Consider the following 26,737-nt stretch of genomic DNA (forward strand, 5'->3'; position numbering starts at 1 on the left):
GCTCCTTACTTTTTACTTTAGTAGCCCGTAGGGGAATCGAACCCCTGTTACCAGGATGAAAACCTGGCGTCCTAACCCCTAGACGAACGGGCCATAAGCTCGCATAATTGCGGATGCAAAAATACAACTATTTTTAAGTCTTGCAACAGTAAATTTTATTTTTTGCCCGCTTTAGTAAGCCTTGGCAAACAACACCCTTTGTGCTGATGGATTTCCAGTTACCATGCAGCTCCCTTCTTCCTTTTTGGCATTAAGAGGAATGCACCTTATGGTGGCTTTTGTCTCTTCTTTAATCTTGTCCTCTGTGGCCATAGTGCCGTCCCAATGGGCAGATACAAATCCACCTTTCTCCTCAATCACCTTTTTAAACTCTTCATAGCTATCTACCTCGGTGATACGCTCAGCTCTAAAATCAAGCGCTTTTTGGAATATATTTTTTTGGATTTCCTCCATAAGTCCTGCAACCCTACCCACAACATCCTCAGCTTTGACCGATTCCTTTTCCAGGGTATCCCTCCTGGCCACCTCATAGGTGCCATTTTCCAAATCGCGTTGACCAATGGCCAAACGAACGGGAACCCCTTTCAGTTCATATTCGTTGAACTTGAAGCCAGGCTTGTGAGTATCCCTTTTATCAAATTTCACCGAGATACCTTTGGCCCTTAACTCCTTCACAAGTGGCTCCACTTTTTCCGAAATTGCATCCAATTGCTCCAAACCTTTATAAATAGGTACGATTACTACTTGGATAGGTGCTAGATTTGGAGGGAGTACCAATCCATTGTCATCGCTATGGGTCATTACCAAAGCTCCCATAAGTCGTGTTGAGACTCCCCAAGAAGTAGCCCAGACATATTCTTGCTTTCCTTCCCTATTGGCAAACTTCACATCAAATGCCTTGGCAAAATTTTGTCCCAAAAAGTGCGACGTTCCAGCCTGAAGTGCTTTCCCATCCTGCATCAAAGCCTCAATACAATAAGTCTCCTCTGCCCCGGCAAAGCGTTCACTTTCCGTTTTGGTCCCCTTAATCACAGGGACTCCCATATAATTTTCCGCAAAATCGGCATAAACATGCATCATTTGTTCAGCCTCGTCAAGTGCCTCTTGCCTTGTAGCATGGGCAGTATGACCCTCTTGCCATAAAAACTCCGCAGTGCGAAGAAAAAGTCGAGTACGCATTTCCCAACGCACCACGTTGGCCCATTGATTCACCAACAAGGGCAGGTCCCTATAAGATTGAATCCATTTTCTATAGGTGTCCCATATAATGGTCTCCGAAGTGGGACGTACTATAAGTTCTTCCTCCAATTTAGCATCCTCATCCACTACAATTCCGCTTCCATCCTCTGCATTTTTAAGACGATAGTGGGTGACTACAGCACATTCTTTGGCAAAGCCTTCCACATGGCTCGCCTCCTTGCTCAGATACGATTTTGGAATGAATAGCGGAAAATATGCGTTTTCATGCCCGGTTTCCTTGAACATTTTATCTAGTTGGGATTGCATTTTTTCCCAGATGGCAAACCCATAGGGTTTGATTACCATACATCCTCTTACCCCAGAATTCTCAGCTAAATCCGCTTTTACTACAAGTTCATTATACCATTTGGAATAATCCTCGCTTCGACTCGTTAAATTTTTACCCATCTACAGTAGTTTGGCACAAAACTTGTGACTTTATCTTGAAAAATAGTTCGGTAAAACTAACTATTTTTAGTATGTTCAACAATAAAAATTGTACGATGAAAAAGTCTTTACCCCGCCCTAAAATCCAAATGCTTGCCGCATCGCTATTGACCACCCTATTACTGGTCTCTTGTGGTACGTATCAGCAGTCTTCGTATTATGATGATGACGGGATCTACTCCAACAACAATCGCGTTGTACGTGTGGAGAAGCAATCTCCCGAAGGTGTTAGAAACCAAAACTTGGAAAACGACATCTATAGAGAATACTTCGATCAACAATCCAAGGAATATGATGAAATCCTGGATGGTGAGATTTTTACGGATGTGGATAGCTACAGCAGCGATGTACAGAATGATAGTATTCCTTTAGGGGCGCAAACAGACTATTTCGCAAATAACAATACTTATAGAGGAAATCCTGGTTGGGGTGACAATCCCACCAATCTCTCCATTAACGTTTACGACAACAGTTGGGCCTGGGGTGGCTGGGGCTGGAACGATCCATGGCTATGGAACGGCTGGGGCTGGGGCGGATACGGTTGGGGCTGGGGTTGGAACAACCCGTGGAGATGGAACCGCTGGGGCTGGGGTGGCTTCGGATGGGGAGGTTATGGATGGGGCAACCCATACTGGGGTTACGCCGGTGTGGGATTTGGCTGGGGTGGATTCTATGGTAACCGTTGGGGCAGACCCTTCTACGGTAGAGGATATTATGGCCGAGGATATGCCTTTAATAGAAGCAGAAGAGGGTACAACAATAGCTTTATTCCTGGAACGACTTTAAGAGGAAGGTCAAATCTGTCTTCGAGACGAAGCGGCTATGCCTCAAGATATAGATACAATTCTGGACGCTCAAATGTTTCCCGAAATGGTTATGCGGGCAGAAGCTCCAGAACCTACAGAAGCGGAACAACGGCAAGAAGGTCCAATGGCGATGCCGTAGCTCGCAATAGAGGTTATAGAACCAGCAGAAGTACCCGAACTTCTCCTAACTATAACAGAAGTTCAAGAACCTATCGTTCTTATGGCACTTCGCCTTCAAACAGGTCTAGGGGAACCTACCGTAGTGGAACCGTAAATAGGGGCTCTACGGGATACAGAACACAGGGAAGAAGCTCAAGAAGCTATCAATCTTCCGGAAGGACTGCTCCAAGAACAAGTAATTATAGTAGATCTTCCAGTAGTCGAAGGAGTTCAGGAACATACAGAAGTAGTTCCCCAAGCAGGAGTTACCGAAGTTCCGGTAGCAGATCCAGCAGTTCGCGGAGCTACCGAAGTGCACCGAGCAGAAGTTCGCGAAGCAGCGGAAGCTACAGAAGCTCAGGTGGCGGGAGGTCTTCTGGAGCATCTAGGTCATCCGGAACCAGAAGCAGGGGAAGACACTAAATTCCAAATCAATTTATTGTAAAAACTAAATCAAAGAAATGAAAAGAGTCATAGCTTTCATCATGATATTGTCATGCACATATGCGACGTCGCAAAACATAAATGATGTGGTCCGTTACAGCACTGAAAACACCTTGGGAACTGCAAGATTTCAAGCGATGGGAGGTGCATTTGGTGCCTTGGGAGGGGATTTTTCTTCCCTGAACGTCAACCCAGCCGGTTCTGCTGTATTCAATCACAGCCAGTTTACCATTTCAGGTTCGAATTACAATCGGGACAACGAAGTTTTGTTTGGAAACAGTGTTCGGAATTCTAATCTGAATTCTGTTGAGCTCAACCAAGTGGGCGGGGTATTCGTATTTGAATCCTCGGACAGTCCTTGGAAAAAGATTGCCCTGGCCTTCAACTACGATATGGTACAGAATTTTGATAACGAGTTTGTAGCAGTGGGCAATACAACCCAGGGTATCGATAATTATTTTCTCAATTTTGCCCAAGGGCAAGCCCTAGGCCCACTGAGAGTTCAAGATGGTGAGTTTATAGAGGACGCCTATCTGGATATTGGCTCGAGCCTCGGTTTTGGTGCACAACAGGCTTTTCTTGGCTTCCAGGCCGGAATTATTGAACCCGATGTGGACGATGATGCCAATACCGCCTATTTTTCAAATGCTGCATATAGTAGTGTCAACCAAGAGTATTTGCAACGCACAACTGGCTATAATAGCAAGTTCACCTTGAACTTTGCAGGTCAGTATCAGGAAAACTTGTATTTGGGCGCCTCGCTGAACTTTCACAATATTCTATATGACCGTTTGACCCTTCTGGACGAATCAGGCTACGATACCGATTCACCTGTTCAGTTTACCACCTTTGACAATTTGTTGCGCACCGAAGGATACGGTTTTTCGTTTAGTGTGGGAGGCATTGCCAAATTAAACGAGAACATTAGGGTGGGTGGAAGCTACCAATCCCCTACTTGGTATGAACTAACCGATGACATCTCACAACGGATCAATTCGTCCTTGGCAGTGTCCGATATCAATTTCATCGATTTTGGCATTATCAACTTTTTTGAAGAGTACCGTATCAAGACCCCTTCAAAACTTACGGGAAGTGTTGCTGTTGTATTTGGCAAGGATGGTCTTTTGAGCTTCGATTATGGCTATCAGGATATGTCCCAAGCTGAGCTTAGGCCAACTTCAGACCCAAATTTCTCCGAAGAAAATGATGTAATCGCCAACACGCTGGGGGTAGTTAACTCCTACAGGGTTGGTGGTGAATACCGAATAGATCAAGTAAGCCTTCGTGCCGGATACCGTTTTGAGCAAAGTCCCTATGAAAATGGGAATACCATTGGGGATCTAACAGCATATTCCGGTGGGATTGGCTATAATTTTGGTGGGAGTCGTTTAGACCTTGGAGTAAGTAGAACAGACCAAGATGTAAGCGAGGCGCTATTTGATGCAGGCCTGAACAGCACGGCCATGATCAACAGAATCAATACCAATGTTACCCTTGGGTATACCCTAAAATTCTAAGTTGAAAATAAACAATCAAAGGCCGGAAACTATTCCGGCTTTTTTTGTTAACGTACCAGTGAAAAGTGACGCCTTATGGAACGTGCCACTACTACCCCGGCATTATCTCGATCATAGTCAAGTCGAAACCAATAATCCGAAGAAGGCATATCCCGTCCGTTGAAAGTGCCATCCCAACCCAGAGTGTTTGTTGGGAATTCTTTGATAAGCTTTCCATAACGGTCGAAAATATAAATTCTTGGATTGGATAGTTCCTCTACACCGTATACGTTCCAAAAGTCATGTCTATTGTCGGCATTTGGAGTAAAAAACTTGGGATAACCCACCACCAGAAATTCTATTGGCTCAGAGGTTCCACAACCATTTACATCGTTGACCACCACTGAATTGATCCCTGGAGGCACATCCATGAATACAGGGTCTGTCTGAAACTCCTCTCCGTTTAGCGAATATTCATAATTGCCATTTCCGATAGGAACAAACTCCACGTTATAAGGGTCTGTTTGATCACTATTTACGAAATCATCCACGACTACAATATCAATGTCTGCAGGTGTTGGAGTTGCGTAAAAGGTGATGAGAATATCGTCTTGAATTATGGTCGCAAAGGTGGTTTCAATGGTCACTCTATAGCGTCCTGAATTGGGACTTGTGACAGTCCATTCTGTTTGTCCGGCCCCAGTGGCCAAAGTGGTTTCATAGGTCCCATCATCATCTGCATCCAATTCCCAAGTAATATTGGCAATATTGGGCCCGGCCGGTGAATTCAATGCACTCAACACAATATCGGGATCCCCTTCACAGGCAATAATGTCCAATCCTAAAAACTCATCACGTAAGGTACAATCCAAGGCGGTGTTTTGATCATCGTCCACAGAAGAGCCCGTGAACGTTAAGGTAAAGGGTTCCGGATCGCCGTCAAAATTGGTGTTGTAATTGTTGATGAACAAATAATAGATTTCCCCCGCGATGACATCAATGTATTCATCATAGGTATTCTGGCTTCCCACAACAAAGGGCGCCCCCACCCTTCCATCAACGGGATTCACCCCAATACCGGTGAAATTTGTATCATTTACCTCATAGTTGCAACGTATGGGCTGTGCAGAACCATTTCCGACAAGAGTGCAGAAATTTTGACCTGATGTTTGGTCAAAAGGGCCATAAAGTGCAAAATCCAGTTCGGAAGTAACCAATCCACCCGGGGTTACGGGTTGGGCTTCGATATCAAAACCTATCTGTCCGTCTGTTCCAGCCCTAAAAACATACCAAGACGTGTTGTTCTCTATATTGGCAGAGGCCACACTGCCTTTTTCCAAACATCCGGATTGGGTTATGACTTCGGGATCAAAATCATCTATATCCCCACTTCCATCGGTGGCGGAAGTAATGGGCATATCGGCACAAACAGGAATGGCCGTTCTACAATCTGGGGAGTTTTGTGAATTCGCTAAATGGAACGAAAGAACACAACAGATAGCGCATAATAGAGCTCTCATAGAATTTTGGGGCTAAACGGGTTATTCTATAATACCCTCTATAACTCCCAAAACTGACGATTTAGTATGTTTCAACCCAAAAATTATACACTTAATCGATAAAATGCATTCTTGACTATCTCCTAAGCGAAAAATGGCTTTGTAAATACTTGGCATAGATTCGGTTTCCAGTATCATCCAAATAGGACAACTTAAACCAATAATCCGTTGAAGGAAGCGGCATTCCATTAAAACTACCATCCCAACCAGGGCTAAATTCTGTCATTTGCCAGAGCAACTTTCCATAGCGATCGTAAATGGTAACAATAGGAGAGTCCAGTACCGAAAGACCATCTACATGCCAGGTTTCATTGAGGACATCACCATTAGGTGAAAATATGGGCGAAAATCCTACTACCACAAAGTTTTCTACCACTTCCCCGCAGCCATAAATATCTCTGGCCGTGACGGTATGCGAGCCGGGCAATACTTCATTAAAAACAGGGGAAGTTTGATAAGGTCCGTCATCGATACGATATTCGAACTCCCCATCGACCTCGTTGTCAATCGTCACTCTATTGGTTGGGCTCAAATTTTCAAACTCAACATCTACAGAGATTACTGGGGTGCTAGAAACAGCTACACTGACCGTTCTGTCCATAATACAATTGACACCGTTTGACGAATTGGTAACTGTTAAAGTATAGGTCCCTGCCTCAGTAACACTAATGCTTGGACTCGTTTCACCAGTACTCCAGACATAGGTATAGCTTGGGTTCGGCATGGTTTCTCCAATCTCATATCCTGTAGTATCCTCACAAATGGTAAAACTATCCGGAAAGCTTAGCTCCGGAGTTGCTACGGCATCAAGTATAAAACTTTCGGAGGTATCAAAACAATCTGGGCTGATTAACGAAGTTGTTCGCACATAAACGGTTTCTTGTCCGACTGTTTTTGCATATTGTTTATCCATTGGATGGGTTCCCAAATTGGCATCGGACAGAGAAGTGTGATAACTTACCCTTACCTCATTGGGGTCCTGTGCCCCCATTGCCTCAGCATCTTTTAGTGATAGGTCAAAAACCATTCCCGTAGTATGACAAAACACCTCATCACCTATTGGTGAAGTCGTTGGAATTGGACTGAAAACGGCCAGTACATCACTTACCACTGAACCTGAAGATGTTGCCACCACCACTCGATAGGTTGCACTTCCAGAAACACTTAGAATTGGACCAACGGCGCCTCCGATTAAGGTGAAGCCGCTTCCGGTATCCGTATACCATTCATAGGAAATGGCCCCCGCCGTTGTGGCATCCAACGCCACAACATCCCCATCACAGGCCGCTATTGGTGATCCCAATAGATTGTTTACAATGCTACAATCCAACGCATCTGTAGGATTGGTGCTCCAGATATCTCCTGTGAACTGAATGGAAAATCCGGAATTTACATTGCTAAAATTATTGATAAAGAGATAGTAATCCTCCCCTGGATTGACTTGAAGCCAGTCTTCATAATGCACAGAATCAGTATCCCCGGTCGGGTCTTCTCCAACCCCTATAAAGCTCTTACCATCACTATTGTCGAAAAAATTACATCGGATAGGGTCTCCCAAAACCGAACAATTGCTGGTCTGGTACAACGCATAATCCCAATCTTCGGAGCTGTCATGTCCTATATTAAACCCCAGTTGACCGGCAGCTGAAGTTCTAAAATGGTACCATGCCGAATTGGATTCTATACTTCCAGATGTAGTCCGCTCCAAACAACCGCTGGAACTTGCCCCGTTGAAGTCATCCGAACCATATCCATTGGTCCCTCCATTGATGGGGGTGTTGCTACAAATGGGCACTGCGCTGCCACAGTCTGGAATGACCTGCGCAGAGGTAATTTGACCGAAAAAAACAATCGCTAATAGCTTAATAGCCGTTTTCCACATAAATAGCCATAGATTTTGGGCACCATAAAAATAAAATGCTCATTGCCTTAACAATAATTTATGTTGTCAAACCCCTGCTACCAGATGTTAAATAGGGCATTAATGTATATCTTTGCTGTCTTGAAGAAAAAGCAAATGAAACTAGAGCAGGCACTGGAAGAACAGTATGAAGAAAGAGGGAATGACCATGTGGGTTCTTCAACCGAAACACCAATAAGGGAAGATGCCTTTGTATTGAGTGACGATGAAAAGATTGAGAGAATCCAAAAAAGTGTCCATGAAATTATGTTGACACTAGGTCTGGATTTGGATGATGACAGCTTGAAAGGGACTCCAAAACGGGTGGCAAAAATGTATGTCAATGAGATTTTTGGAGGATTGCACCCAGATAGAAAACCTAAGTCATCCACCTTCAAAAACAAGTACAAGTATGGTGAAATGCTTGTGGAAAAGAACATTGTGGTCTATTCTACTTGTGAACATCATTTATTGCCCATCATCGGCAGGGCCCATATAGCCTACATTTCCAACGGAACTGTCGTTGGCCTTTCCAAGATGAACCGTATCGTGGACTATTTTGCCAAACGTCCTCAAGTACAGGAGCGCATGAATATTCAAATTGTGAAAGAGCTTCAAAAAGTCTTGGGAACAGATGATGTGGCCTGTGTTATCGATGCCAAGCACCTTTGCGTGAATTCCAGGGGAATCCGCGACATCGAAAGCAGCACCGTTACCGCTGAATACGGTGGAAAATTTAAGGACGAGGCGGTAAGAAGGGAATTTTTGGACTACATCAACCTCGATACCGACTTTTAACGCTTATTTCATCAATGCAACTGTATAAAGACCAGCACTTAAGAGTTCACAATTCACTTACAGGAAAAAAAGAAGTTTTTGAACCCATCAACGAAGGACATATAGGCATGTATGTCTGTGGGCCTACGGTCTACAGTAATGTGCACCTGGGCAATTGCCGTACTTTTATGTCTTTTGATATGATCTTCCGGTACTTCAAGCATTTGGGCTATAAAGTGCGCTATGTCCGTAATATCACCGATGCCGGTCACTTGGAAAACGATGCAGATGAAGGTGAGGATAAAATCGCCAAGAAAGCCAAATTGGAGCAGATAGAACCTATGGAGGTGGTTCAGCGCTATACGGTCGACTTTCATAATACCTTGCAGAAATTCAACTTTTTACCTCCAAGTATTGAGCCCACGGCCACAGGACATATCATTGAACAAATAGAAATCATTAAGGAAATCATTGAGAAAGGTTATGCCTATGAAATCAATGGTTCCGTCTATTTTGATGTGATAAAGTTCAATGAGAGCAATGAATATGGCAAGTTAAGCGGGCGTAAGTTGGAAGACATGATTGCCAACACCCGTGAACTTACTGCCCAAAGCGAAAAGAAAAACCCTCAGGATTTTGCGCTCTGGAAGAAGGCAGAGCCCCAGCACATTATGCGTTGGCCTTCCCCATGGGGTGATGGATTCCCTGGCTGGCATTTGGAGTGCACGGCCATGAGCACCAAATATTTGGGTGAAACCTTCGATATTCACGGGGGAGGAATGGATTTGAAATTTCCCCACCATGAATGCGAAATTGCCCAAGCCGAAGCGAGCAACGGAAAATCCCCGGTAAAATATTGGTTGCATGCCAATATGCTTACCCTTAATGGCAAAAAAATGTCGAAGTCCACTGGGAATAACATCTATCCATTTGAAATTTTCAGTGGAGAAAATGATATCCTTAGCAAAGCGTATTCGCCCTCAGTAGTTCGATTTTTTATGATGCAGGCCCATTACACCAGCATCTTGGATTTAAGTGATGATGCCCTTTTAGCCTCTGAAAAGGGATACAACCGACTCATGGATGGTCTGGAGAATCTGGAAAAGTTGAAAACGACCAATACCTCCAATTTTGATGTCAAGGCATGGAAGCAAAAGTGCTATGATGCCATGAACGATGATTTCAACACTCCTATTCTTATTTCTCATTTGTTTGATGCCGTGAAACGCATAAACCTAATCAAGGAAGGGAAAGAAACCATTACTGAGGAGGATAAAGCACTGCTTCAACAAACTATGAACAGTTTTGTTTTTGATATTCTTGGATTGGAAAATCAAAAATCCGTTGGGGAAGACACCAATGCCCTAGGAGGGGTAGTGGAACTTTTGATAAAATTGCGAAACGAAGCCAGAGCCAATAAGGATTTTGCAACGTCGGATAAGATTCGTGACGAACTTAACGCCCTTGGCATTCAGCTCAAGGATGGTAAAGAGGGAACCACCTTTAGTATAAATTAAAACCTGACCTTATTTTCTGGGGAATGACTATCAAAAAAATTATTATCGCCCCTTTTGTGTTGCTGGTCCGACTCTATCAACTGCTTATTTCCCCTTTAACACCGGCTACGTGCCGCTACTCTCCCACTTGCTCCGCTTATACCTTGGAAGCGCTTAAAAAGCATGGACTCTTTAAGGGAGGATGGTTATCCATCAAGCGAATTTTTAGCTGTCATCCATGGGGTGGTAAGGGTTATGACCCTGTCCCCTGAAGAAGTTTGAGAATAAGATTCAAGGAGAATGGTTTTGCGAAATTTAAATCACCTTTTTTATCCCAAATCTAACATTCAAAAGCGCAGCGGTCTAACTTCTTTAAGTATCTTAGTCCAAAATTTTACCATATGTATTTCCTAGGCTTTACATGGAATCCAGATGACACTTTACTTCAACTTGGCTTTATCCAATTAAAATATTACAACCTGCTTTGGATAGCCGCCTTTGTCGCTGGTTGGTACATTATTAAGCGCATCTTCCTGAGCGAGAAAAAAACCATGCAACAGGTGGATTCACTTTTTATTTACGGCATTGTTTCCATAATGCTGGGCGCACGGCTGGGACATGTATTGTTTTACCAAAGTGAACTTTTTTGGGAGGACCCCCTGTCTATTTTATTGCCAATCAGTACGGTACCGGAATTTAAGTTTACCGGTTTTGCTGGCTTAGCGAGTCATGGTGCTACTATAGCCGCAATTATTGGGGTTTGGCTGTATTGCAGAAAGTGGAAGGACATTAATATGTTGTGGCTGCTGGATCGCATGGTGGTCCCCTCGGCCATAGGCGCATGTTTTGTACGCTTGGGCAACTTCTTTAACTCAGAAATCAATGGTAAAGTGGTGGACCAATCGTTTGCCCTGGCCACCAAATTTGTTAGGGATTCTGATGACATGCCCGCTTACAAAGCGATGTCATTGACCCAGGAAAAAACGGCCAGTGCAGCCTATAAGGCGCTGGAAAACAATCCACAATATGCTGAAATTTTGGAGGCCATTCCATACCGACATCCTGCTCAACTATATGAAGCAGTGGCCTACGCCCTAGTTTTTGTACTGCTCTATTTCCTGTATTGGAAAACCGACAAGAAAAACAAAACAGGGTTTCTGTTCGGGGTATTCATGATATGTCTTTGGACCATTCGATTTATTGTAGAGTTTTTCAAAAAGAGCCAAGGTGGGTTTGAAGAGTCTTGGGGCCTAATGACCACCGGCCAGTGGTTGAGTATACCCATGATTTTGATCGGACTTTACTTTATGTTCAAACCTTCAAAGAATAAAGCATAAATCATCTCACAATGCGGAACATCATAAAGGTCTTAATGGTTGGTGCTGGTGTACTTTTCCTAGTCAACTGCAAAACGGAGGGAAAACGTGAAATCAAAACAGAGGTCATCAGCTTCACCAAGGAAGGGGAGCTTGAAATCACTCGTGACGGAGATAGTTTGGTGCAATTGGATATTGAAATTGCCGAAACCGACTATGAAACGCAAACCGGCTTAATGTACCGCAATGAAATGGAGGACAGACAAGGGATGTTGTTTATTTTTCCTGATGTCACTATGCATTCGTTTTACATGAAGAACACAGAAATTCCTCTGGATATCATCTATATCGATGAAAATCTTAAAATTGCCAGCTTTCAAAAAAATGCCAGACCCTTTGATGAAACTGGCCTTTCCTCCCAGGTTCCCGCAAAATATGTCCTTGAAGTTAAAGCGGGATTATCAGACCAATGGAGTTTGCAAGTGGGAGATGTTGTTTCCTTTAACAGAGATTAAATGGCAAATTATCTTTTGGACGGGCATGAAACGGAACGCCTGAGTTTCCGTAAGGTGCAAAGTTCTGATTTTGACATCTGGTTGCCATTTTTCGACAACCCCAAATCCACGCAATTTTGGGATGGACTTCCCGCCGATCCGGCTGAAGCCTGCCAACAGCAATTCGACCGTATTTTTGAACGCTATGAGCAAGGTCTTGGCGGCATGAATGCTCTGGTCCTTAAATCCACGAATGAACTTGTTGGTATTTGTGGGCTTTTGGTTCAAGAGGTGGACGGTATAAAAGAATTGGAAATCGGATATTCAGTACTCCCTAAATTTTGGCTAAAAGGTTTTGCTTTTGAGGCAGCGGACAAGTGTAAAAAAGAAGCTTTTAAAAACAATTGGAGCTCTTCCCTGATCTCCATAATTCACGTGGACAACATCCCGTCCCAAAAGGTTGCCAAAAAAAATGGGATGTATTTGGACAAAACCACAAGCTATAAGGACAATCCCGTCCATATCTTTAGGGTAAATCGCGGATAATTTCTAATTTGATGGACCTAATTCCGGTATGAGACAGCCAAAAAACTATGCCATCCTGGCCCCGAACAATGCTAGCACCCAAAAGTTGGTCAAAAACCTTTTAAAGGGTCATCCCATCGAAGGGTTTGAAGCATTAACTTCAAAAAATGGGTTACTGTTCTCCCGTTCCGAGATCAATCGGTATATGGACGAAGAGGAACGGCACGATATCAAAGTGTTGACCAAGAATACCTCCCAATCCCTCAAATCCATGAGCAGCGGGGAACAAAAGAAAGCCCTGCTTGCTCATTTAATGTCCCAACAACCAGATTTTTTAGTCCTTGTCAATCCCTTCGATAATTTGGATATCGCCACCCAGGAACAACTAAGGAAGCAGCTTACTTCCATTTCGGAATCAACTTCACTGGTACAGGTGGTAAGTAGATTGGAAGATATTTTGCCCATCACTTCTGATTTTTTTAGCTTATCCAATATCTGTTTAAAGGCATATACCAGTGCCAAAGAATTCAGGGAAGCGCATGCTTTGGATAACAACCCTTTTCAGGGTTCCATCCCGCCTCCCCTTGTAAATGGTTCGCTTAGGTTAAATAACCTAGTCTCGTTCAAAGGTGTTTCTGTAAGTTTTGATGGTCGCCAGGTTTTAGATCAAATTGATTGGGAGATCAAACAGGGGGAATTTTGGCAACTGGTGGGCCCCAACGGAAGTGGTAAGACTACGTTGCTATCCATGATTACAGGGGACAACCATAAAGGGTACGGGCAAGATTTGACCCTCTTTGGCCAAAAAAAGGGAAGTGGGGAGAGTGTTTGGGACCACAAAAGAAAAATTGGCTATTTCACACCCTCCATGACGGATAAGTTTAGAGGTTACCATAGTGTTGAAAACATGGTCGTTTCTGGTTTCCATGATTCGGTAGGACTCTATATCCAACCCTCGGATCAAGAAAAAAGAGTGGCAAACCAATGGATCGACCTGTTGGGATTAAAAGCCAAAGCGAATGCCCAGTTCTTTGAGCTTTCCCAAGGAGAAAGGCGATTGGTCATGACCGCTAGGGCCATGGTGAAGCATCCGCCCTTACTTATATTGGACGAACCCACCGCTGGCCTTGACGACATCAATGCCTTACTGTTCATTTCGTTGGTGAACAAAATAGCCCAAGAAAGCGACACAGCCATTGTTTTTGTTTCGCATCGGAAGGAACCCCAGTTAAAACCAAAGTATGTTTTTGAACTTATTATGACAGAAAGTGGGTCAAAAGGCGTTGTCAAAACAATGTAACATGAAGAAACAAGAAATAATGCGCCTACTGGTAGAGAATCATCAGACCTTTACCACAACTCTAAATGCATTGTCGGATGAAGATTTTATTCGAAGACCTGGAACAAAATGGACAGCAGGACAGCAATTGGACCATATTCTAAAATCCGTTGTTCCGGTAGCCAAAGCATTCCATTCTCCCTTGGAAGTACTTGAATCCAAATTTGGACTCTCGGAAAAACCAAGTCGGAGCTATCCGCAACTTGTAGATGATTATCTATTGGTCTTACAGAAACTCAAGGATTTTGTCTTACCGGAACGTTTTGTACCCCATCCTATATCTGCAGAAAACAAGTCCACTAAACTCGAAGAGCTAAATCGAACCATATCCCTCCTAAATAAAGGACTACAACATTTTGAAGAGGAAACCTTGGACACCCACTCTATTTTTCATCCGGCAATGGGGAAACTCTCTTTACGGGAAATTCTTTATTTTACCATCTACCATGTTAACCACCACGAAAAGCAAATCCAGAAGAATCTAAATGACCATCCCGTATGATCCAACTCAAACAGGCAACTCATGAAGATGCTGCGCATATCGCCCTTTTGGCCAGGTTCACTTTTACGGAAACGTTTGGACACTATTTTCGGGATAGGTCTGATTTGGAAACATACCTAAATCAAACCTTCAATGTGCCCAAGCTTCAAGACAGCCTTAAAAAGTCCAACAACTTGTTTTGGTTGGCCTATATTGATCAACTTCCGGTAGGCTATTCCAAACTAAAATTGGATTCCCCTACCCCATTTCTTCAGTCCGATTCCATATGCCAGTTGCAAAAAATATACGTGCTGAAGGACTTTCTTTCCCACAAAGTGGGCCTGCCATTACAAAATGCCATACTGGAACATGCGGTGAAAAAAGGCATTAAAAACATTTGGCTTTCGGTACTGAAAGAAAATGCCAGGGCCATACGGTTTTACGAAAAAAATGGGTTCAACATTTTGGGCGATCATGATTTTCAGATTGGAAAAGAACATTTTGAGTTTCTGGCCATGGCCAAGAATTTGTATTAACTTTAAGTCGATGCGAGAAGAAGTTTTAAAAATATACGATGAAGTCGTTTCCAAAAACCCAAACTTTGAACGAAAGGGCAAGACCATGCCCTATACCTCCGCCAACGGACATATGTTTTCGCTATTGAACAAAGCTGGGGAACTGGGTATTCGACTTTCCAAGGAGGATACCGCAGAATTTGATACGGCTTACGGTGCCCAATCCTTTCACTCCTACGGAGCTACCATGCGGGGTTACGTATTGATTCCCGAAGCACTTTTAGAGAACCAGAAGGAACTAGGCAACTACCTGCAAAAAGGTTATGATTACGTAATGTCACTTCCTCCCAAATAAGGAATTCATTCATGGGGTTTTACGATTTGCCCAAGGAGGAACGCCAGCTTTTGGTAGAAACCATTGACCATGCTATTTGGGATGGTTTCAAGGAGAAAAATCCGGCTTTGGTCCTTCCCTACTTTTCGGATGAAGACACCTATATCCGTAAAACGGCGTACCTAGCAGTTGGTAAAATTCAAAAAAAGGGACTCTTGGATATAGATACCATCGTTCCCTTTCTGAACCAACTTCTTATCTCTAATTCTGAAAAAGTTAGACAGACCGTGGTGAATGCAGCGGGTGAGATAGGAAAGAGCCATTTCCAGGAAGTAGTACACTTTTTTGACCAATCGCTTTTCGATACGCACCACTCGGTGAGAAATGCAGTAATTGGTTCCATTAAAAAAATGGGAGAGAAGAACCCTAGACCTGTTTTAAAATGGGCCGAAGGATACCTTATGCATCCCGATAAAGAAATTCGCCGTGAAATTTGCCATGGCATAGAACTAAGGGGGCGTACCCACCCAGAAGACACTTTACCTCTCCTCCGCAAACTCCAACATGATGAAACTGCAAGAGTACGCAATACCCTAGTGCACGTACTTGGACAGATCGCTTACAAAAAGGGTTGTCTGCCAACGGTAATTACCGATTTAAACTCCTGGGAAAATAAAATACTTGTCCAAAAAGTGTTGGACGAGATTGTGGATGTGCATCATCGGTATAAAAACTTCGCAGCTTTATCACAGGCTGAGGCGATTGCCTATATCGACAAACATTATATAGAAACTAAAAAAGCCATCTGAAATCAGATGGCTTTTTTAATGCTTAAGGTCCTACCTTTATTCGTTGGCGGAACCAATTTTTTTCTTCAATGCATCGAACATGATCGGAGTCGCAATAAATACCGAAGAATAGGTACCCACCAAAACACCGATTATCATGGCGAACATAAATCCTCTAAGACTTTCTCCACCAAAAACAAAGATGGCCAAAAGTACGATCAAAGTCGTTAATGAGGTGTTCAATGTACGGCTCAAGGTACTGTTCAAGGCCTGATTGATATTTTGGCCGTTATTCCATCCCTTCAGTCCAACAATTTCCCGAATCCGGTCAAAAACTACCACCGTATCGTTCAGGGAGTAACCAATAACCGTTAGGATTGCCGCAATAAAAGCTTGATCGATTTCCATGTTAAATGGCATAATCTTGCCTGTAAGGGAGAAGATACCCAATACGATCATCACATCGTGGAAAACCGCCACAACGGCCCCCAAAGAGAACTGCCACTTTCTAAATCGCAATAAAATATAAAGGAACACAACAGCCAACGAGCCAATAATGGCCAAGAAAGCGTTGTTCTTGATATCATCCGCAATAGTAGGTCCCACTTTAACCGATTGAAGGATTCCTATGGATTTTTCGGAAGCCCCAACAGTAAAGTCTTCAAAAGAAGTGCCATCTGGCAAGTATTTCTGAAGCGAGGTATACAGTTTATCCTGAATCTCATTATCCACCTCGATTCCTTCTACATCCACTTTATAGGGCGTGGTAATCTTAATCTGATTGGCCTCACCAAAGGTTTTTACGTTGGTACCACTACCAAACACTGTGTTCAATTCTGATGCAATTTCTGAAGGATTCACAGCCTTCTCAAATCGTACCTGATAGGAACGTCCCCCAACAAAATCAACACCTTGTTGCAATCCAGCAGTGAATAGGGAGAACAAACCAATTCCAACCAAGATAAATGATACTATGTAGGCAATTTTTCGCTTGCCCAAGAAATTGATACTAATGTTTCTAAACAGGTTCTTGGTCAACGGTGTTGAGAATTCCAAGCTCCTTCCTTTTTTGGCGATATAGGAATCCACCATCAAACGGGTTATGAAAATGGCCGTGAACAAGGAAGTTACAATACCGATCAAAAGGGTGGTAGCAAATCCTTTAATTGGACCTGAACCAAAAATGAATAGGATAATTGCGGTAAGTCCTGTTGTTATGTTGGCATCCAAAATGGAGGAAAGTGCATTGCTAAATCCATCGGCCACCGCCTGTGCCTTACCTTTTCCGCGCGCCAGTTCCTCTTTAATACGTTCAAATATCAGCACGTTGGCATCCACAGACATACCTATGGTCAAAACGATACCCGCAATACCAGGTAAGGTCAATACTGCTCCAAGGCTGGTCAACACTCCGAAAATCAAAAGGATGTTTAGGATCAATGCGATATCCGCGAAAATCCCGGCTTTACCATAATAGAATATCATCCATAGCAATACAAATGCCATGGCAATCAAGAAGGACATAAAACCGCTATCGATGGCTTCTTGACCCAAAGAAGGCCCAACCACCTCTGACTGGATAATTTCAGCTGAAGCAGGTAATTTACCAGCTCGCAGCACGTTTGCGATATCCTTGGTCTCATTCACCGTAAACGTTCCTGTTATTTCCGAACGTCCACCGGAGATAGGTCCAGAGGAAACCCCAGGGGCAGTATACACTTTGTTATCCAGCACAATGGCGATACCCGTCTGGTTATTGAACGCATCACCTGTTAGTTTTTCCCATTCTTTTGCACCTCTGGTGTTCATGGTCATGCTCACCGCAGGTTTGTTGTACTGATCAAATGTATCCTGTGCATCAGAAACAACGTCTCCGCTGATTCTTGGGGTATTGTCCCTATTTGATTTTAGCGCGAACAGTTCGGCTATTTCAGAATCCTTTGCAGGTCTCTCCCATAAGAATTTGGTAAACTGTACATCCGTGGGCAACAATCTTTTTATTTCCCGCATTCTCAAATATTCACCAACCTCAGCCGTATCGGTAACCAATACTCGGGCAATGGCATGACTGCCAGGGTTTGCAGGAATAAGTTTGCCCAACAGTGGATTTACCTGTGCTGTAAGATCCAAGGAATCCTGGGCCACATCAGACAGCAGTGAATCAATTTCCGATTCTGGGGTAGCTTCCTCTTCCGCTTCCTCGGTTTCTGGCTCTAAAATTTCCTTTAGCCTTTCATTTGCGTTGATAAAAAAGGTTCCCAAACTCTGGTTGCTTTGCGGATAGGTTTCCCAAAACTCAAGTTGTGCAGTACTGGATAGCAACTCTTGTGCCCTGGCAATATCCCTTGCTCCTGGAAGTTCCACCAAAATACGCCCTGAGTTACCTTCTCTTTGGATATTTGGTTGGGTCACCCCAAAACCATCAATACGCTCACGAAGTACTTCGAAAGCAGAAACAATGGACTCATCAATCTTTGTGCGGATAATCGGTTTTACCTGATCATCGGTCATCTGAAAGTTAATGACATCGCTCAAGCCTTTATTTGCAAAAATATCAGGGGAAGCTAATTTGGTGTCGCCCTTAATGGCATCAAAGGCATCGAAGAACAGTTCCAAATAGGTATCGGGACTATTTTTTGAAGCATTGTCGGCATCAGCCAAAGCTTTGTTGAAAACTGGATTTTTGGTATTGTTTGCCAAACCTTTCAAAATATCCTTGACCGATATCTGAAGCGTAACGTTAATACCTCCTTTAAGGTCCAATCCCTTGTTAAGTTCCTTTTTCTTTGCATCGTCATAGCTAGTAAATCCTAGAACGGGGTTACTGCCAATGGAATCCAAATACGATGCTTCTAAGGCTTCACGCTTAGCCACATAATCTTCCTCAGCCTCCGAAATCTGGTTGATTGCATACTTTTCTGCATCACCTTCCAACTTACTTGTGATGAAGGTGAAGGAAAGCTGATAGATGCTCACCAAACCAAAAAGGAGCGCAAAAAGCCTTATAAGTCCTTTATTTTGCATTGATTATTAAATTTTATGATGTTTTCTTAAACAGCGTGCAAATATATCATTTCCCACAAGATTTGCCAATAGAATTTAGGGGAATTGCAAGGGAGTTGGGCAGTTCTCATGTTAAAACAAAAATGCCATTTCAAACCAACAGGCTCGAAATGGCATTTTCTATTTTGAAAGCTGCGTTTACAGTTGAAGCAATCCGTTTGTTTTTTTAACGCCTTCAGCGCTTTCCTTCATTTTGGCTTTTTCGGCATCGCTAAGCTCGATTTCCACGACTTTCTCGATACCGTTCTTTCCAAGAAGGACAGGTACCCCAATGCAGATATCGTCCAATCCGTACTCCCCTTCCAAAAGCGTTGAGCACGGGAACATTTTCTTTTGGTCACAGGCTATGGCCTGCACCAATCCAGAAACCGCGGCACCTGGAGCGTACCAAGCACTTGTTCCCAAAAGTTTGGTCAGGGTTGCTCCTCCAACCTTGGTCTCTTGCACTACCCAATCCATTTTATCTTCGGGCAGGAATTCGGAAACCTTAACACTATTTCGCGTGGCATGACCGATCAGAGGTACCATACCTTTATCACTGTGCCCACCGATTACCATACCATCAACGTCAGATATTGGCGCCTCTAAAGCCTCCGCCAGGCGGTACTTGAATCGTGCGCTGTCCAAGGCACCTCCCATACCAATTATCTTGTGCTTTGGCAAATTTGTGGTCTTGTGCACCAAGTAGGTCATGGTATCCATTGGGTTACTTACTACAATCAATGTCGCATTTGGAGAATGTTCCAGCAGACTGGTTGCTACAGATTTAACAATGCCCGCATTGATTCCAATAAGTTCTTCACGAGTCATTCCCGGTTTACGGGGAATTCCAGAAGTAATAACGGCAATATCGCTCCCCGCAGTCTTGGAGTAATCACTGGTACTTCCCGTAATTTTGGTGTCAAAACCATTAAGGGAAGCGGTTTGCATTAAATCCATGGCTTTTCCTTCCGCATATCCCTCCTTAATGTCCAACAAGACTACTTCAGAAGCAAAATTTTTCATTGCGATATATTCGGCGCAGCTTGCCCCTACTGCACCTGCTCCTACTACGGTAACTTTCATTTTAATTGATTTTAATTTTAAACGCTCAAAAATAAGGCATTTAGCTTAGATAAAACCTGACTTTCTACCATTTTACGGCACTTCTTTTTTCGTCTGGCCATTGTAAGTAAAAAGCTCTTTATGTTAACAAAGCGTGCCGTTTACCGAAGAAATGTCCTGCCAACGTACCGTACATCGAAATTATTGCAATACCAAGTGGTCAATTACCGTTCTAATAGTCCCAAATTAGAATTAACCTACTTGACCTATGAAAAAGCTCTTTTCATTGCTGGCCATTGCTTCTATTATTGCAATTAGCAACTGTACAAGCATCCCTGAGAACAATGACCCTATTTTAGGGATATGGGTCAGGGACGATATATCTTCCGAAACTGACAAAGCTGAGGGTACAACTCGAGAAGAATGGATCTTCAACGATGTGTACCTTGGACGCTACCAAAGCTATTCCAACTCCAGTCTTACTTATTACACCGATTTTAAATGGTCCGAAGAAAATGGAGTTTATACCATTATTTATTCCGATGAATTGATTACGGATGTTACCGTGAGCCTTGAAGAAACCAGTGAACCTGAAGTTTTATCCTTGGAAAATGGATCGGTCTTCGCCACCAGGGAGTAAACACGGAAGACCCACCATATGAAAATAGAGAGCCCAATTCCCCAAGTTGGGCTCTTTTTTATTGGATACCCACAAATACTAGGCACAATTTCATACCTTTAAGAGAACTCCCCCCACTAAAAAAACTAACATGAAAGCTCTTATACATTACGGGGTTGCTTTTATGGCTTTCCTCGCTTTCCAAACCACCGAGACATCGCCAATCGAAGCTTTGGTCACTTCAGACTGCAAGACCTTCTTTAAATCAGCTATGGATGAAATGGTCGCCGACCAGGAAGATTTCATGGAACGTTACTTGAATGGGTCGGACGCTGACTATACCAGGGCATATGATTTTGAGAAGAATGTGCTGAAAATCCAAAAAAGGAAAAACGGTTTTACTGTTATGGAAATTGAGTTTATTCCCGTGGGTCATTTTGACGCCTCCAAGAAAATCTGGCATTGGGCTTGGGAAAATGGAGGAGAAGATTCCAATTTCGCAGCGGATTATCATGAGGTAAAGGCCTATGGCATGGAAAACGGCTGTGATAAACTCACCGTGGACCAATGGTTGGGAGAAGAGATAAACGCTTGGGAAATGGCTGCTGCCGTAAACCATATCCTAAAAGGAAAGGGTGCAGCTAGACACTACACCCCTTCCAAATATACATATGTGGTTTTTAAAAGTATAAAACCTGCGGTTGATTAGTTACTATCTAAATCCAAAGTTGATTCCGAATGTAAAAGTGCTGAATTCAGCAATGTTATAGTCGGCATTAAGTCGGAAGAAGCCCAATTTAAGCTTGGTCCCTATATTTCCGGAAACACCGCTCACTTTGTTACTTATGCTAAAAGGATCGGTATAAACGATAGGCTGGGCCACCGTTTCGATTTCGTAGGTGCCTAAAATGTCGGTATCCGCTTTTCCAGTGATGTAGTTCAATCCTCCATAGAAATTAATGACAGGCAATCTGGTGGATACCACGGCACTAAAATTCCAAGAACTAAATTTGGCATCAATGCGTTGATTTTCCCCAGAAATCACATCCGTAGTTGAAAAATCATACTCTCCTGATAGGTTGGTGTATCCTATTACTGCAGAAATAGCCACTGGAAGCAACTTATCAGCTGGCAAATGCTTTGTAAAGTCGTGCTGAACACCAAAACCATATAATCCGATTTTAACGTCATCTGTGTTTATCTTTGGCAGGAAACGTGCCTTAACTTCGGTTCCTTTAATGAGTCCAACACTCGCCTGAATATATCCAGACGGTATAAAATTGAAATCTTCTGAGGAAAGACCTGAAGGAAGCTCAAACTCTGTGCTCACCGGTTGCCCCTCTACCAAAGCATTAATCGCCACACTCACACCTTCAATATCACCAAGGGCAGTGGCCACTTGTTTTGAGGTACTACCATCGGTAAAGGTCAGGTTTTCGTAGTCTGCGGTATTCAAGGTGAAGGACTTTTTATCATCCTTGTTTTTGAAGCCGGTAAGATTACCAATAATGGAAATTTCGAATCCGCCCAGAGGCTTGGCATCAGCCGAATTGTACCAACCATTGGAGATACTATATATCCCTGCCTCGGTTACTGGAGCTATCCAATCTGTGGTAAAACGTTCCGCGTCGTTAAGACCAGCGGCCAAAATATCGTTCAGGTTGGACTGTGCCATTCCAAAGGAAAAACTGCACAACGTTAGCAAAAGAATTATTTTCTTCATCATGTGAGGTTTTTCCCAAAACTAAAAAACTCGCCCTGTTGGAGCGAGTTTTTGTTGTGAACTGCCGTAATCTATGCATCTATGTTGGCATAGACGGCATTTTTCTCTATAAATTCACGTCTTGGAGGTACCTCGTCACCCATCAACATGGAGAAGATTCGGTCCGTTTCCGTGGCATTTTCGATACTAACTTGGCGCAGTGTCCTGAACTCGGGATTCATTGTGGTATCCCATAATTGTTCCGCATTCATCTCACCAAGACCTTTATAACGCTGAATACTCGCTCCTCCTTTCATGGACTCCACAATATCATCACGCTCCTTGTCGTCCCAGGCATACCTTTTCTTGGAACCTTTCTTGACCAAATAAAGTGGCGGAGTGGCTATATACACATGTCCATTTTCTATAAGCTCTCGCATATAGCGGAAGAAAAAGGTGAGGATCAAAGTTTCAATATGGCTACCATCCACATCGGCATCACACATTATGACCACTTTATGATAGCGAAGTTTTTCCAGGTTCAACGCTTTACTGTCCTCCTCTGTACCAATAGTGACACCTAGAGCGGTATAAATATTTTTGATTTCCTCGTTTTCAAAGACCTTGTGCTGCATGGCCTTCTCCACATTCAGGATTTTACCACGTAGTGGTAAAATGGCCTGAAAGTTTCTATCCCTTCCCTGTTTGGCCGTACCACCTGCGGAATCTCCCTCAACCAAGAACACTTCACATTTAGTGGGGTCCTGTTCCGAGCAATCGGAAAGCTTTCCAGGTAGTCCTCCAACACTCATTGGATTTTTACGCTGGACCATTTCACGTGCTTTGGCAGCTGCATGGCGGGCCTGGGCGGCCAACTTTACTTTTTCAACGATTTGTTTGGCATCATCTGGATGTTCTTCCAAATAATTCGTCAACATTTCTGATACTGCCTGACTCACCGCACTGGTCACTTCCCTGTTTCCCAGTTTGGTCTTGGTCTGACCTTCAAATTGAGGTTCGGCCACCTTTACCGAAACGATGGCGGTCAATCCTTCGCGAAAGTCATCTCCCGCAATCTCAAACTTTAATTTGTCCAACAATCCGGAATTGTCCGCATATTTCTTCAAAGTGGAGGTCAACCCCCTTCTAAAACCTGACAAATGGGTGCCCCCTTCGTGGGTGTTGATATTGTTTACATAGGAATGCAGGTTTTCAGAAAAACCCGTGTTGTAAATCATAGCGACTTCCACCGGAATTCCATTTTTCTCGCCTTCCATGGAAATCACACTTTGAATCAAAGGTTCCCGGGTCTCGTCCAAGAATTTGATAAATTCTTTCAATCCTTCCTCCGAGAAGAAAGTTTCAGATATGAATTCACCTTTTTCGTCCTTGTTCCTTTTGTCGGTAAGTGTAATGGTCACTCCTTTGTTCAGGTACGCAAGTTCCCGCATCCGATTGGCCAGGGTATCGTAACTATACTCCGTGGTCTGCGTAAAAATGGTATCATCTGGGGTAAAGGTTACCGTAGTTCCCGTGTCTTTTGTGGTTCCTGTACTTTTTACAGGATACATGGTTTTCCCTCTTTCGTATTCCTGTTCCCAGACCTTACCTTCTCGATGCACTACGGCTTTCAAGTGGCTTGAAAGCGCGTTTACACAGGAAACACCTACACCGTGAAGACCACCAGAAACCTTATAGGAATCCTTATCAAATTTTCCTCCCGCACCAATCTTGGTCATTACCACCTCTAGGGCGGAAACACCTTCTTTTTTATGTAAACCAACCGGAATACCCCTACCGTTATCCTTGGTAGTAATGGAGTTATCCTCATTGATGACAACCTCAATGGTATCACAATGGCCTCCCATGGCTTCATCTATGGAGTTATCCACCACCTCGTACACCAAATGGTGCAATCCTCTTGTCCCAACGTCCCCTATATACATGGAAGGTCTCATCCGCACATGCTCCATTCCCTCAAGGGCCTGGATACTATCCGCGGAATATTGATTCTTTTTAGCTTCTTCGCTCATATATTTTCTTTATTTGCCTTGAAAATTTCAAATCTTACAAATATAAGGAATACCCTTTGTAAATAGGTGTTTGAGGTTGATTGCACCCCTCAAGTTATCAACAAAATATTGTGGAAAAAATACCGGTTGGATTTTGATGCAAAACTCAACTTAAAAGCACCAAAAAGCCCCTTCTACAAGGGGCTTTTCTGACTAATTGAAAATGAAACAAAACAGCATCTTACTACTGCATATCGTATAATGGATTGGTTATTTCACATAAGCATCCTCATGAACATTTGCTACAGCCCTTCCAGAAGGGTCATTCATGTTCTTAAAGGCCTCATCCCACTCCAACGCAATCTTGGTACTACAAGCTACCGAAGGTTCTTGCGGAACGCTCAAAGCGGCGGCATCTGAAGGAAAATGTCCTTCAAAAATGGAACGGTAATAATATTCTTCCTTGGTTGTTGGCGTCTGAATTGGGAACTTAAAGTGGGCGTTGGCCAGTTGTTTGTCCGTGACCTCTTCTTCCACCAACATTTTTAGGGTGTCTATCCAACTGTAACCAACACCATCGGAGAATTGTTCTTTTTGCCTCCAAGCCACACTCTCCGGCAAATAAGACTCAAAAGCCTTGCGAACTACCCATTTCTCCATTCGCTCCCCGTTGATCATCTTATCCTTTGGATTGATTCGCATCGCCACATCCATGAATTCCTTATCCAAGAATGGCACACGACCCTCTATTCCCCAAGCCGCCAAAGATTTATTGGCCCTTAAACAATCGTACATATGAAGCTTATCCAGTTTCCTGACAGTCTCTTCATGGAAATCCTTTGGACTTGGCGCCTTATGGAAGTACAGATACCCTCCGAAAAGCTCATCTGCACCTTCGCCAGACAATACCATTTTAATTCCCATGGACTTGATTACCCGAGCCATCAAATACATTGGTGTGGATGCCCGAATTGTGGTAATATCATAGGTTTCAAGATTATAAATGACATCCTTGATGGCATCCAATCCTTCCTGAATCGTAAATTTTATCTCATGGTGAATGGTTCCGATATGATCAGCCACCTTTTGCGCCGCGGCCAAATCCGGGGAGCCCTCCAATCCTACCGAAAAGGAATGCAATTGAGGCCACCAAGCTTCCTTGGTATCTCCCGACTCAATTCGCATTTGGGAATATTTTTTAGCAACGGCAGAGGTGACAGATGAATCCAATCCACCGGAGAGAAGCACGCCATAAGGCACGTCGGACATCAACTGTCGATGTACAGCAGCCTCCAAAGCATCTTTTATTTCTTGAATGCTAGTTTGGTTTTCCTTTACAGCTTCATACTCCATCCAATCCCGTTTGTACCATCTTCTGAATTCTCCATCGGCACTGTGCAAGTAATGACCTGGAGGGAACAATTCAACTTTTGAACAGGTTCCTTCCAAGGCCTTAAGTTCCGAGGCCACATAGAAAGTTCCATGTTCATCCCATCCAATGTATAAAGGAATAATGCCCATATGATCTCGTGCGATGAAATACGCATCTTTTTCGGAATCATAAATGGCAAATCCAAAAATTCCGTTTAAATCATCAACAAAATCAACTCCTTTCTCTTTGTACAAGGCCAAAATAACCTCGCAATCCGATTGGGTTTGAAATTCATACCTTCCCTCAAATTGCTGCCGTAACTCCCTATGGTTGTATATTTCACCGTTGGCGGCCAACACCAATTTTCCGTCCGCGCTAAAGAGTGGCTGCTTTCCGGAAGCAGGGTCCACAATGGCCAAACGTTCATGGGCCAATATCGCCTTTTCATCCGCGTAAATACCACTCCAATCTGGGCCTCTATGCCTCACTTTCTTGGACATTTCCAAAAGTTGGGGCCTTAATACCTCAACAGGTTCTTTTATATCGAACGCACATACAATTCCGCACATATCTTATTCTTTAATAACAATTCTGATACAAATATCCACTTACATTTACATTTTAAAAACATAAAGAGTAATATCAATTACATTTTTAAACTTAAAGCATGACATAATCGATAATAAATAACCATATGAATATAATTACAAGCCCAGCAATGCAATATGTAAGGTTCTTAAATTTTAACGTCTTTTTATAAAACCTTCAGTTAATAACACCCTAGTTTTGGGTTCAACTAAAATCATCATC

The 26,737-nt window shown here is 43.2% G+C and carries 23 protein-coding genes and 1 tRNA gene; 15 read left to right on the plus strand and 9 right to left on the minus strand.

Annotation, left to right across the window (positions count from 1 at the left end; all coding sequences use genetic code 11):
• Positions 1-21: 21 nt before the first annotated feature.
• Positions 22-93: transfer RNA gene (locus tag BUC10_RS13745), tRNA-Glu, on the minus strand.
• A gap of 78 nt (positions 94-171) precedes the next feature.
• Positions 172-1,647 carry a proline--tRNA ligase gene (gene proS / locus BUC10_RS13750; protein ID WP_073180688.1) on the minus strand — a complete coding sequence of 492 codons (1,476 nt, stop codon included), beginning with the start codon at positions 1,645-1,647 and terminating at the stop codon, positions 172-174.
• 95 nt (positions 1,648-1,742) lie between these two features.
• Between proS and BUC10_RS17775 the strand changes: the two genes are divergently transcribed.
• Both BUC10_RS17775 and BUC10_RS13760 read left to right on the plus strand, forming a co-directional pair.
• Entirely contained in the window at positions 1,743-3,074 is a 1,332-nt protein-coding gene (locus tag BUC10_RS17775; RefSeq protein ID WP_131819084.1) for a hypothetical protein, read from the plus strand.
• Between the two features lie 38 nt (positions 3,075-3,112).
• Positions 3,113-4,612 carry an OmpP1/FadL family transporter gene (locus BUC10_RS13760; RefSeq protein ID WP_073180692.1) on the plus strand — a complete coding sequence of 500 codons (1,500 nt, stop codon included), beginning with the start codon at positions 3,113-3,115 and terminating at the stop codon, positions 4,610-4,612.
• A 47-nt stretch (positions 4,613-4,659) separates the two neighbouring features.
• Here the strand turns inward: BUC10_RS13760 and BUC10_RS13765 are convergent, their stop codons facing one another.
• Positions 4,660-6,111, minus strand: coding sequence for a T9SS type B sorting domain-containing protein (locus BUC10_RS13765; protein WP_073180694.1), 1,452 nt, complete (start codon positions 6,109-6,111; stop codon positions 4,660-4,662).
• Between the two features lie 115 nt (positions 6,112-6,226).
• On the minus strand, positions 6,227-8,032 hold the full coding sequence (locus BUC10_RS13770; protein ID WP_073180696.1) for a T9SS type B sorting domain-containing protein: 1,806 nt from the start codon (positions 8,030-8,032) through the stop codon (positions 6,227-6,229).
• A gap of 135 nt (positions 8,033-8,167) precedes the next feature.
• Between BUC10_RS13770 and folE the strand changes: the two genes are divergently transcribed.
• From folE to BUC10_RS13825, 11 genes are all read left to right on the plus strand, one after another.
• Positions 8,168-8,848: a GTP cyclohydrolase I FolE gene (folE, locus tag BUC10_RS13775; RefSeq protein ID WP_073181033.1), complete on the plus strand. Its 681-nt coding sequence runs from the start codon at positions 8,168-8,170 to the stop codon at positions 8,846-8,848.
• 14 nt (positions 8,849-8,862) lie between these two features.
• Entirely contained in the window at positions 8,863-10,344 is a 1,482-nt protein-coding gene (cysS, locus tag BUC10_RS13780; protein ID WP_073180698.1) for a cysteine--tRNA ligase, read from the plus strand.
• Positions 10,345-10,367: 23 nt separating this feature from the next.
• Complete coding sequence (gene yidD, locus BUC10_RS13785) at positions 10,368-10,595, plus strand: membrane protein insertion efficiency factor YidD (RefSeq protein WP_073180700.1); 228 nt, start codon at positions 10,368-10,370, stop codon at positions 10,593-10,595.
• Positions 10,596-10,724: 129 nt separating this feature from the next.
• The gene (gene lgt, locus BUC10_RS13790) at positions 10,725-11,660 is read left to right on the plus strand and encodes a prolipoprotein diacylglyceryl transferase (protein WP_073180702.1); all 936 of its coding nucleotides are present in this window, start codon (positions 10,725-10,727) and stop codon (positions 11,658-11,660) included.
• An 11-nt stretch (positions 11,661-11,671) separates the two neighbouring features.
• Positions 11,672-12,154 carry a DUF192 domain-containing protein gene (locus tag BUC10_RS13795; protein WP_073180704.1) on the plus strand — a complete coding sequence of 161 codons (483 nt, stop codon included), beginning with the start codon at positions 11,672-11,674 and terminating at the stop codon, positions 12,152-12,154.
• A complete protein-coding gene (locus BUC10_RS13800) occupies positions 12,155-12,679 on the plus strand; it encodes a GNAT family N-acetyltransferase (protein WP_073180706.1) in 525 nt (174 codons plus the stop codon).
• Positions 12,680-12,707: 28 nt separating this feature from the next.
• Positions 12,708-13,958 (plus strand): ATP-binding cassette domain-containing protein, encoded by a 1,251-nt coding sequence (locus BUC10_RS13805; protein ID WP_073180708.1) that lies wholly within the window; start codon positions 12,708-12,710, stop codon positions 13,956-13,958.
• Between the two features lies 1 nt (position 13,959).
• Positions 13,960-14,499, plus strand: coding sequence for a DinB family protein (locus BUC10_RS13810; RefSeq protein ID WP_073180710.1), 540 nt, complete (start codon positions 13,960-13,962; stop codon positions 14,497-14,499).
• On the plus strand, positions 14,496-15,014 hold the full coding sequence (locus BUC10_RS13815) for a GNAT family N-acetyltransferase (RefSeq protein WP_073180712.1): 519 nt from the start codon (positions 14,496-14,498) through the stop codon (positions 15,012-15,014). The genes BUC10_RS13810 and BUC10_RS13815 overlap by 4 nt, the downstream gene beginning before the upstream one ends.
• A gap of 10 nt (positions 15,015-15,024) precedes the next feature.
• Positions 15,025-15,348, plus strand: coding sequence for a hypothetical protein (locus BUC10_RS13820; protein ID WP_073180714.1), 324 nt, complete (start codon positions 15,025-15,027; stop codon positions 15,346-15,348).
• A gap of 11 nt (positions 15,349-15,359) precedes the next feature.
• Positions 15,360-16,136: a HEAT repeat domain-containing protein gene (locus BUC10_RS13825; RefSeq protein ID WP_073180716.1), complete on the plus strand. Its 777-nt coding sequence runs from the start codon at positions 15,360-15,362 to the stop codon at positions 16,134-16,136.
• A gap of 36 nt (positions 16,137-16,172) precedes the next feature.
• Here the strand turns inward: BUC10_RS13825 and secDF are convergent, their stop codons facing one another.
• A complete protein-coding gene (gene secDF, locus BUC10_RS13830; protein WP_073180718.1) occupies positions 16,173-19,139 on the minus strand; it encodes a protein translocase subunit SecDF in 2,967 nt (988 codons plus the stop codon).
• Positions 19,140-19,316: 177 nt separating this feature from the next.
• A complete protein-coding gene (locus BUC10_RS13840; protein ID WP_073180722.1) occupies positions 19,317-20,243 on the minus strand; it encodes a malate dehydrogenase in 927 nt (308 codons plus the stop codon).
• Positions 20,244-20,490: 247 nt separating this feature from the next.
• On the opposite strand from BUC10_RS13840, the gene BUC10_RS13845 reads away from it, so the two are divergent.
• Together BUC10_RS13845 and BUC10_RS13850 are read left to right on the plus strand one after the other, a co-directional pair.
• Positions 20,491-20,862 (plus strand): hypothetical protein, encoded by a 372-nt coding sequence (locus BUC10_RS13845; RefSeq protein ID WP_073180724.1) that lies wholly within the window; start codon positions 20,491-20,493, stop codon positions 20,860-20,862.
• A gap of 130 nt (positions 20,863-20,992) precedes the next feature.
• Positions 20,993-21,550, plus strand: a complete 558-nt coding sequence (locus tag BUC10_RS13850; RefSeq protein WP_073180726.1) for a DUF6882 domain-containing protein — start codon at positions 20,993-20,995, stop codon at positions 21,548-21,550.
• Positions 21,551-21,553: 3 nt separating this feature from the next.
• Here the strand turns inward: BUC10_RS13850 and BUC10_RS13855 are convergent, their stop codons facing one another.
• The 3 genes from BUC10_RS13855 to asnB all read right to left on the minus strand — a co-directional run bounded on the left by BUC10_RS13855 (position 21,554) and on the right by asnB (position 26,496).
• Positions 21,554-22,567: a DUF6588 family protein gene (locus BUC10_RS13855; RefSeq protein ID WP_313785976.1), complete on the minus strand. Its 1,014-nt coding sequence runs from the start codon at positions 22,565-22,567 to the stop codon at positions 21,554-21,556.
• A 68-nt stretch (positions 22,568-22,635) separates the two neighbouring features.
• Positions 22,636-24,576, minus strand: a complete 1,941-nt coding sequence (gyrB, locus tag BUC10_RS13860; protein WP_073180731.1) for a DNA topoisomerase (ATP-hydrolyzing) subunit B — start codon at positions 24,574-24,576, stop codon at positions 22,636-22,638.
• 249 nt (positions 24,577-24,825) lie between these two features.
• Positions 24,826-26,496, minus strand: a complete 1,671-nt coding sequence (gene asnB, locus BUC10_RS13865) for an asparagine synthase B (RefSeq protein ID WP_073180733.1) — start codon at positions 26,494-26,496, stop codon at positions 24,826-24,828.
• Positions 26,497-26,737: the final 241 nt, after the last annotated feature.

Origin of the sequence: Flagellimonas flava (assembly GCF_900129665.1) — a bacterium.
In the GTDB taxonomy this organism is placed as follows: Bacteria; Bacteroidota; Bacteroidia; order Flavobacteriales; family Flavobacteriaceae; genus Flagellimonas; species Flagellimonas flava.

Bases quoted from the DNA above. Each gene is read 5' to 3' on its own strand.
- proS (WP_073180688.1), bottom strand. From the start codon at position 1,647: ATGGGTAAAAATTTAACGAGTCGAAGCGAGGATTATTCCAAATGGTAT.
- BUC10_RS17775 (WP_131819084.1), top strand. From the start codon at position 1,743: ATGAAAAAGTCTTTACCCCGCCCTAAAATCCAAATGCTTGCCGCATCG.
- BUC10_RS13760 (WP_073180692.1), top strand. From the start codon at position 3,113: ATGAAAAGAGTCATAGCTTTCATCATGATATTGTCATGCACATATGCG.
- BUC10_RS13765 (WP_073180694.1), bottom strand. From the start codon at position 6,111: ATGAGAGCTCTATTATGCGCTATCTGTTGTGTTCTTTCGTTCCATTTA.
- BUC10_RS13770 (WP_073180696.1), bottom strand. From the start codon at position 8,032: ATGTGGAAAACGGCTATTAAGCTATTAGCGATTGTTTTTTTCGGTCAA.
- folE (WP_073181033.1), top strand. From the start codon at position 8,168: ATGAAACTAGAGCAGGCACTGGAAGAACAGTATGAAGAAAGAGGGAAT.
- cysS (WP_073180698.1), top strand. From the start codon at position 8,863: ATGCAACTGTATAAAGACCAGCACTTAAGAGTTCACAATTCACTTACA.
- yidD (WP_073180700.1), top strand. From the start codon at position 10,368: ATGACTATCAAAAAAATTATTATCGCCCCTTTTGTGTTGCTGGTCCGA.
- lgt (WP_073180702.1), top strand. From the start codon at position 10,725: ATGTATTTCCTAGGCTTTACATGGAATCCAGATGACACTTTACTTCAA.
- BUC10_RS13795 (WP_073180704.1), top strand. From the start codon at position 11,672: ATGCGGAACATCATAAAGGTCTTAATGGTTGGTGCTGGTGTACTTTTC.
- BUC10_RS13800 (WP_073180706.1), top strand. From the start codon at position 12,155: ATGGCAAATTATCTTTTGGACGGGCATGAAACGGAACGCCTGAGTTTC.
- BUC10_RS13805 (WP_073180708.1), top strand. From the start codon at position 12,708: ATGAGACAGCCAAAAAACTATGCCATCCTGGCCCCGAACAATGCTAGC.
- BUC10_RS13810 (WP_073180710.1), top strand. From the start codon at position 13,960: ATGAAGAAACAAGAAATAATGCGCCTACTGGTAGAGAATCATCAGACC.
- BUC10_RS13815 (WP_073180712.1), top strand. From the start codon at position 14,496: ATGATCCAACTCAAACAGGCAACTCATGAAGATGCTGCGCATATCGCC.
- BUC10_RS13820 (WP_073180714.1), top strand. From the start codon at position 15,025: ATGCGAGAAGAAGTTTTAAAAATATACGATGAAGTCGTTTCCAAAAAC.
- BUC10_RS13825 (WP_073180716.1), top strand. From the start codon at position 15,360: ATGGGGTTTTACGATTTGCCCAAGGAGGAACGCCAGCTTTTGGTAGAA.
- secDF (WP_073180718.1), bottom strand. From the start codon at position 19,139: ATGCAAAATAAAGGACTTATAAGGCTTTTTGCGCTCCTTTTTGGTTTG.
- BUC10_RS13840 (WP_073180722.1), bottom strand. From the start codon at position 20,243: ATGAAAGTTACCGTAGTAGGAGCAGGTGCAGTAGGGGCAAGCTGCGCC.
- BUC10_RS13845 (WP_073180724.1), top strand. From the start codon at position 20,491: ATGAAAAAGCTCTTTTCATTGCTGGCCATTGCTTCTATTATTGCAATT.
- BUC10_RS13850 (WP_073180726.1), top strand. From the start codon at position 20,993: ATGAAAGCTCTTATACATTACGGGGTTGCTTTTATGGCTTTCCTCGCT.
- BUC10_RS13855 (WP_313785976.1), bottom strand. From the start codon at position 22,567: ATGATGAAGAAAATAATTCTTTTGCTAACGTTGTGCAGTTTTTCCTTT.
- gyrB (WP_073180731.1), bottom strand. From the start codon at position 24,576: ATGAGCGAAGAAGCTAAAAAGAATCAATATTCCGCGGATAGTATCCAG.
- asnB (WP_073180733.1), bottom strand. From the start codon at position 26,496: ATGTGCGGAATTGTATGTGCGTTCGATATAAAAGAACCTGTTGAGGTA.